The organism is Desulfobacter sp., assembly GCF_050177295.1.
In genome coordinates this window covers 1-5,478 of record NZ_JBFXHE010000301.1, presented here as the reverse complement: position 1 = coordinate 5,478, position 5,478 = coordinate 1, and the positions used below count along the sequence as shown (strand labels likewise).

Genomic DNA, 5,478 nt, shown 5'->3' with positions numbered 1-5,478 from the left:
AAATAGCCCCCCGCAGGCCGGGCGACATTGCCGCATGCTGGGCCGACCCGTCTAAAGCCGAGCGCGAACTTGGCTGGAAAGCCGTCCTGGACATTGAGGATATGTGCAAAGATGCATGGCACTGGCAGCAAAAAAACCCTAAAGGATATGACTCATAAGGAGAAAATAAATGGCCTCATTTATTTCGGAATTTGAAAGGATGATCAAAACGGGGCAGATAAATTCAGATAGCCTGTCACAGGTTTTAAACCTTGATGAAGACCAGCAACAGGCCATAATTGAACAGCTTGCCCTGGCACCGGATAATGTGGCCTATGATATTTTATTTTTTCTTATGAACACCATGGGCCCCACCCATCCCCTTCGCCCACGTCTGTATCAACTCACCATGGACAGGGCACATATTAATTTTAAATTCTCCATGATCCTGATCAACCACACCAATCCGGACCGCCCCGGCCCCATAACCCATTTGATCAGGCATATTCTGAACAAGGAGGCCAACAAGGATCTGCTCAAGGAGATCTTCCGGGCCGCAGGCAGGCTTGGCATGGAATGCCTTGTTGATGATCTGGCGGAATTTATTTTTTACGATGATGTTGAACTGCGTAAGGAAGCGGTTACAGCCCTGGAACGTATCGGCACGAACAATGCTGTGCAGCGGTTGGAACAGATCGCACAAACTGACAAATGCGATTCGGACATCCTGGATGCCCTTGCTTTCCTAAAAAGTAAACAAAAAACACCCCCGCCCCCCCACTCCCAGGGAAAGACAAAGCCAACTCAAGGCCCCCAACTATTCAGACAACCGAAACCGGCACCACCTTGCCACCACCCTGATGACCCCAATGTCCGGCGGCTGGTTTCCCCTAAAATTGAAGATCGTTTAAAGGCCTTTGAATACTTTGGGGACAAAGGGCATGAAGTAGCCCGGGCCCTGCATGACAATCTGGATAATCAGACACCCGATCTGCTGGAGAACCTGTTAAGGCTCATCGCAAGGACCATCCCCCAGGAATCATTGGGTGATCTGCTGACCCTTACCAAAGAAAAAGATCTTAAAAATTCGGTCCGTTTTTCTTTGTATGCCGCCCTGTCACACTACCCTGAGCTTGAATCCACAGCGCCCATTGTAAAGGGGATCACAGATCCGGCTATTTTTGTGAGCATGGCAGCCATCAGGGCCTTGGACAGACACTGTTCGGATTATGTGATCACCGAAATTAAAAAAATAATTGAATCCGGCACCAACGTGGGCGAAACGGTAGCCACGACTATTCTGGATACATGCGCGCCCCGGCTCATAGAAGCGTTGATGGTCTCGGACACATTTTCATATATCAGTTCAAACTATCTGGAATCTTCTGCGCCGGTCAGGACCATTGACACCTGGATCAGCATTCTTGAAAAACGAAAACAGGCCGCAACCGCCAAGAAATTTGCCCGGATCAGGGACAACCGACGCCGGGCAGACCGTCCGGTGGTTGTAGTGATTCATCCATCAGCACCCTATCTGGACGTCTTTTCCAGACTCATTCACGGATGCGGATTCTGCGCCCAAACCTTTTTCGGCCCCCAGGAGGCCTTTGAATTCATTGTAAGTGAAAAGCCGGTCGCAATCATAACGGATTTTTTGATCAGACAAATGCGGGTCAACGACCTTGCCCGTGAAATCAGAGAGTTATATCCGGCAGACCAGGTTCCCCTCATGGTCAGCTCCCTGCAGCGACATCTGGACAAAAAAAACCTAACATCAATGTTCCAGACCTGCGGCATTAACGGATTCTGGGAATTTCCGCCAAAACCCAGCCAAATCAAATCCCTGGCCGGGGAATAGTCAGGTTCAAGTGTTACAATAGCCCGGCCTCTTCCTCATCCTTGAGCCACTCCTCCAGGTATTCATGAATAAAGGCGGTTTTTGCCTTCCCCCGAGGCGTCAGCCCTACATAGTCCATGCAATCCAGTTGCCTTTCCAAAAGGCTGAAAAAAAATAAAGGAATCTGTTCTTGATCCATCAGGTATTCTTAGCTCAAAAAAACTTAATAAACCAAGAGCAGACTCTTTTCTCATCATCTCTGGACCATTTTATTTTGGTATTTGCATTTTGAAAAGATTCAGCGTATGTAGATGCGTAGATGCCCCGCCCGGTGTCTTTATCCTTTCTGTGAATGGTTTTTGTTAGGTCTCATATCTATTCACAGACTGGGCAAATTTTATCTACAGTGTTTAAAAAAAATTTTCCGGATGGACACCTTATGGCCGATATTATGCTCAAGCCCTTAAAAAGCTAACAAGAGCGGTTCAACTGGAAAGCGTTGCTGACTTAGACATTATCATAGTAATGGTGAATTGTGGCTACAAAAAAAACTGAACCATACAAGATACCGACAGGAAAAGTTATTGCAACAATAGCAACTATTATTGGATTAATAGTTACTATCATTCAAGGGGCTAAATTTATAGGAACATTAGAAGAGAAGATCGATAATCTGGAACAAAAAACGCAATCATTATCTAAAACAATTGAAATACAAAATAGATTATCCTCTGTAGAAGCAGACTTAAAAAAGTTAAAAAAATGTTGTAGCGATATACCAACAAAAGAAAATTGTAACACAATATCTCCAATATTTATTGAACCAATACCTAAAATTACAAAATTGAGTGCGACTTTAAAAATAAAAGTTAGTAAGAGGCCAATAGAGCATACACTCTGGCTGTTGGTATTTAATGAAAATATGAAAATGCACACAGACCTACAACAAATCCTTCCTGGAGATGATATGGAATGGGAAAGAAATGTAAGTTTAAAAGGTGGAGCTATAAAAGATAAATATATCGTTGAAATTATCTTAGCAACTAAGGACGAGCATAAAAAATTTTTAGAATGCTACAAGAAGCGATCTATGCATTTATGTGAAATGCCAGAAGGTTATATTTGTTGTAGAGATGTAGTTTTATCTATTAATTAAGAATCAAGGAGGGTTAGTTGATGGAAGGTAAGTTTTCATTAATGTTGATTGTATCGATTTTGATTTTATTTCCATTTAATGTTTCGTCTTCAGCTGAAAAGAATTTTACTCTAAACTATGAAAGAGAATATCCAGGTGCATTTAAGGGTAACATTAAAGCAAATGGTTTAGAAGCAAATCATAAATATGTTCTGACTATAAATGGACGTAAAGAACATAAAAGTAATAAAACTCTTATAGAAAAATGTGAATTATGGGAACCAACAGGTGAAGGTTTTTGCGATTTTGCAGAAGTTCGAACAGACAGAAATGGCTCCTTAGATTTTGATTTTGAAGAAAAATTGCCAAAAGGTGAGTACAAAATTAAATTTTTAGTAAAAGATCCCAGTAATGATTATTTGGTAGAATGGAGTAAAAATGTTGTAAAGTTTGAGGTGAAAGATAGTTTGAAATAAAAATAGAAAAAGAAATCAAGCTATTAGTGACAGAGCCTTATCGGTCAGATCTTGAAATATCCAAAAGGGGCACACCAAAAGCAAAAGGGCCACAAAAGGGTCTGCTCTTGACTCATTTTATTGATTCGGCTGTTAAAATTGTATTTATAAACCATTGCGCATAATGTCTCCTAATATTTGCTACCACGTTATGAATAGTGAATGCCGTGGAGAACGGAGATTAAAATCCAAAGATGACTATGAACGTTTTATGGAAGTGTACTTATGGTTGCCGCCAATTCTAAATGGAGGGACGGATGAAAATCAAAATTGTTTACATAACAGCCGGAAATATGGACGAAGCGTCACAAATAGCAAAAACATTGGTTCAACGGCGGTTGGCCGCCTGTGTAAACATCATTGACGGTATGCGTTCGGTTTATGAATGGAAAGGGACCCTTCAGGAAGAGCGCGAAGTGGTGATGATTGCAAAAACCCGTGCGGATTGTTTGCCTGATCTGGTGGAGGCGGTGAAGGGCATGCATAGCTATGATTGTCCCTGTATCGTTGGATTGGATGTACTTGACGGCAATAACGCATTTCTGGACTGGATCAGGGCACAAGTGGGCCCTGCGTCGGTAGCGGATAACGAATGGCATGCAAAACAAGATTGATACTTACAAAACACTACAATATCCCGGCCTCTTCCTCATCCTTGAGCCACGCCTCCAGGTATTCATGAATAAAGGCGGTTTGTGCGTTCCCCCGGGGCGGCAGCCATACATAGCCCATACAATCCAGCTGCCTTTCCAGCAGACTGAAAAAAGCCTGTTCAATACCTGATTCATCCTCGGCAAGGCCCAGCCTCAAGCACTCATCCACCACAGCCCGGGTAAGCTGGCCTTCGGGCAGGAACCCGTCGCATATCATCGCATTCCAGGGTTCCGGAAAATGGACAATCTTCCAGGCACAGATATCATCAGGACGCAGGATGTTTTTATTGTCCGGGTTGAACGGCGCCGGTGCAAAGAACATCTTCATACGGGAGAACTGCATCAGCTCTTTAAGAACCGCCTGTTTATCCTGGCCAAATATCCACTCTTCGGGTTCCAGCAGCACAGGTGGATACTCCTTGCTTGTCAGTGCGTACCGAAAAGGACCTTGTTTTTTCCAGAACGCTTTAAAATCCTTAACATTGGGCAATATTTTTCTTACACATGCCGTCGTCATTTCTGATTATCCTTTCTATATGAAAGTTCCAATAATTTTTGTTCAGACACTATTTTGAGTACCCTTGTCCCAGCAGCTGAACCGGCCGGGCCTTCATGACCTGCCATGCCGCCCCAAGGCCGGTAGCCATGCAGGTCACCGTTGAGAGACACAGGATCAGGAAAAGGGCTCCCCCGTCCAGCTGCCACAGGCTGTCAAAAAAATACCAGGAGATCCCAAAGGAGACCGCGACACTCAGGCACAAGGCCGTAATTCCTGCCGAAAACCCGATAAACCCCGACTCCAGCAGGGTAATGAGCCCCAGCGTCTTAAAATCCGTACCCAGGACCTTGAGCAGGTTGATCTGGTTCCGGTTTTTAAAAGCCTGATGCCGGGAAATAGAAAATATGGATAAAAGTCCCGCGGCAATGGCCAGCCAGGCCATGAATTTCACGGACAGGGAGAGGCGGTCGGTAACACCCAGGATGGTCTGGGCTGTCTGGGTCACATCAATGACCGAAATATTGGAAAACCGGTCTACAATTCTATTTTTTAGTTCATGGCGGCGGGACTGGGCCAGGTTAGAAATGCTGGCCACATAGGTTTTGGGCGCGTCGTTGAGCACCCCGTCCTGGAACAGCATAAAGAAATTGGGCTGGAAGCTGGCCCATTTTACCTGGCGCAGGTTGACCACTTTCCCGGTCAGGGAAATCCCCTGGATATCCACTTCCAGCGCGTCACCGATCTTTATTTCATGGCGGTCGGCAAAGGAGCGTTCCATGGAAATTTCAAATGGTGTGTTGCTGCCGAATTCCCATGGGGTTTGAGAGATGGGCCGTCCCTGGACCACCTTTTCGGACGCA

General features: G+C 44.8%; 8 protein-coding genes. 5 read left to right on the top strand and 3 right to left on the bottom strand.

What is annotated here, in order from left to right; all coding sequences use genetic code 11:
• The first annotated feature begins 2 nt into the window (after positions 1-2).
• Positions 3-158, top strand: a complete 156-nt coding sequence (locus AB7U36_RS17415) for a GDP-mannose 4,6-dehydratase (protein ID WP_428160948.1) — start codon at positions 3-5, stop codon at positions 156-158.
• An 11-nt stretch (positions 159-169) separates the two neighbouring features.
• Positions 170-1,837: a HEAT repeat domain-containing protein gene (locus AB7U36_RS17410; RefSeq protein ID WP_320398655.1), complete on the top strand. Its 1,668-nt coding sequence runs from the start codon at positions 170-172 to the stop codon at positions 1,835-1,837.
• 13 nt (positions 1,838-1,850) lie between these two features.
• On the opposite strand, the gene AB7U36_RS17405 is transcribed toward AB7U36_RS17410, so the two are convergent.
• On the bottom strand, positions 1,851-2,015 hold the full coding sequence (locus AB7U36_RS17405) for a hypothetical protein (protein ID WP_320398654.1): 165 nt from the start codon (positions 2,013-2,015) through the stop codon (positions 1,851-1,853).
• Between the two features lie 336 nt (positions 2,016-2,351).
• On the opposite strand from AB7U36_RS17405, the gene AB7U36_RS17400 reads away from it, so the two are divergent.
• The 3 genes from AB7U36_RS17400 to cutA all read left to right on the top strand — a co-directional run bounded on the left by AB7U36_RS17400 (position 2,352) and on the right by cutA (position 4,080).
• Positions 2,352-2,972 carry a hypothetical protein gene (locus AB7U36_RS17400; RefSeq protein ID WP_320398653.1) on the top strand — a complete coding sequence of 207 codons (621 nt, stop codon included), beginning with the start codon at positions 2,352-2,354 and terminating at the stop codon, positions 2,970-2,972.
• A gap of 20 nt (positions 2,973-2,992) precedes the next feature.
• Positions 2,993-3,427 (top strand): hypothetical protein, encoded by a 435-nt coding sequence (locus AB7U36_RS17395; RefSeq protein ID WP_320398652.1) that lies wholly within the window; start codon positions 2,993-2,995, stop codon positions 3,425-3,427.
• 296 nt (positions 3,428-3,723) lie between these two features.
• Positions 3,724-4,080, top strand: coding sequence for a divalent-cation tolerance protein CutA (cutA, locus tag AB7U36_RS17390; protein ID WP_320398651.1), 357 nt, complete (start codon positions 3,724-3,726; stop codon positions 4,078-4,080).
• Between the two features lie 13 nt (positions 4,081-4,093).
• On the opposite strand, the gene AB7U36_RS17385 is transcribed toward cutA, so the two are convergent.
• Positions 4,094-4,636, bottom strand: coding sequence for a hypothetical protein (locus tag AB7U36_RS17385; protein WP_428160947.1), 543 nt, complete (start codon positions 4,634-4,636; stop codon positions 4,094-4,096).
• Between the two features lie 49 nt (positions 4,637-4,685).
• On the bottom strand, positions 4,686-5,478 hold a 793-nt coding region (locus tag AB7U36_RS17380; RefSeq protein WP_428160946.1), incomplete at its 5' end, for an ABC transporter permease.

Bases quoted from the DNA above. Each gene is read 5' to 3' on its own strand.
- AB7U36_RS17410 (WP_320398655.1), top strand. From the start codon at position 170: ATGGCCTCATTTATTTCGGAATTTGAAAGGATGATCAAAACGGGGCAG.
- AB7U36_RS17405 (WP_320398654.1), bottom strand. From the start codon at position 2,015: ATGGATCAAGAACAGATTCCTTTATTTTTTTTCAGCCTTTTGGAAAGG.
- AB7U36_RS17395 (WP_320398652.1), top strand. From the start codon at position 2,993: ATGGAAGGTAAGTTTTCATTAATGTTGATTGTATCGATTTTGATTTTA.
- cutA (WP_320398651.1), top strand. From the start codon at position 3,724: ATGAAAATCAAAATTGTTTACATAACAGCCGGAAATATGGACGAAGCG.
- AB7U36_RS17385 (WP_428160947.1), bottom strand. From the start codon at position 4,636: ATGACGACGGCATGTGTAAGAAAAATATTGCCCAATGTTAAGGATTTT.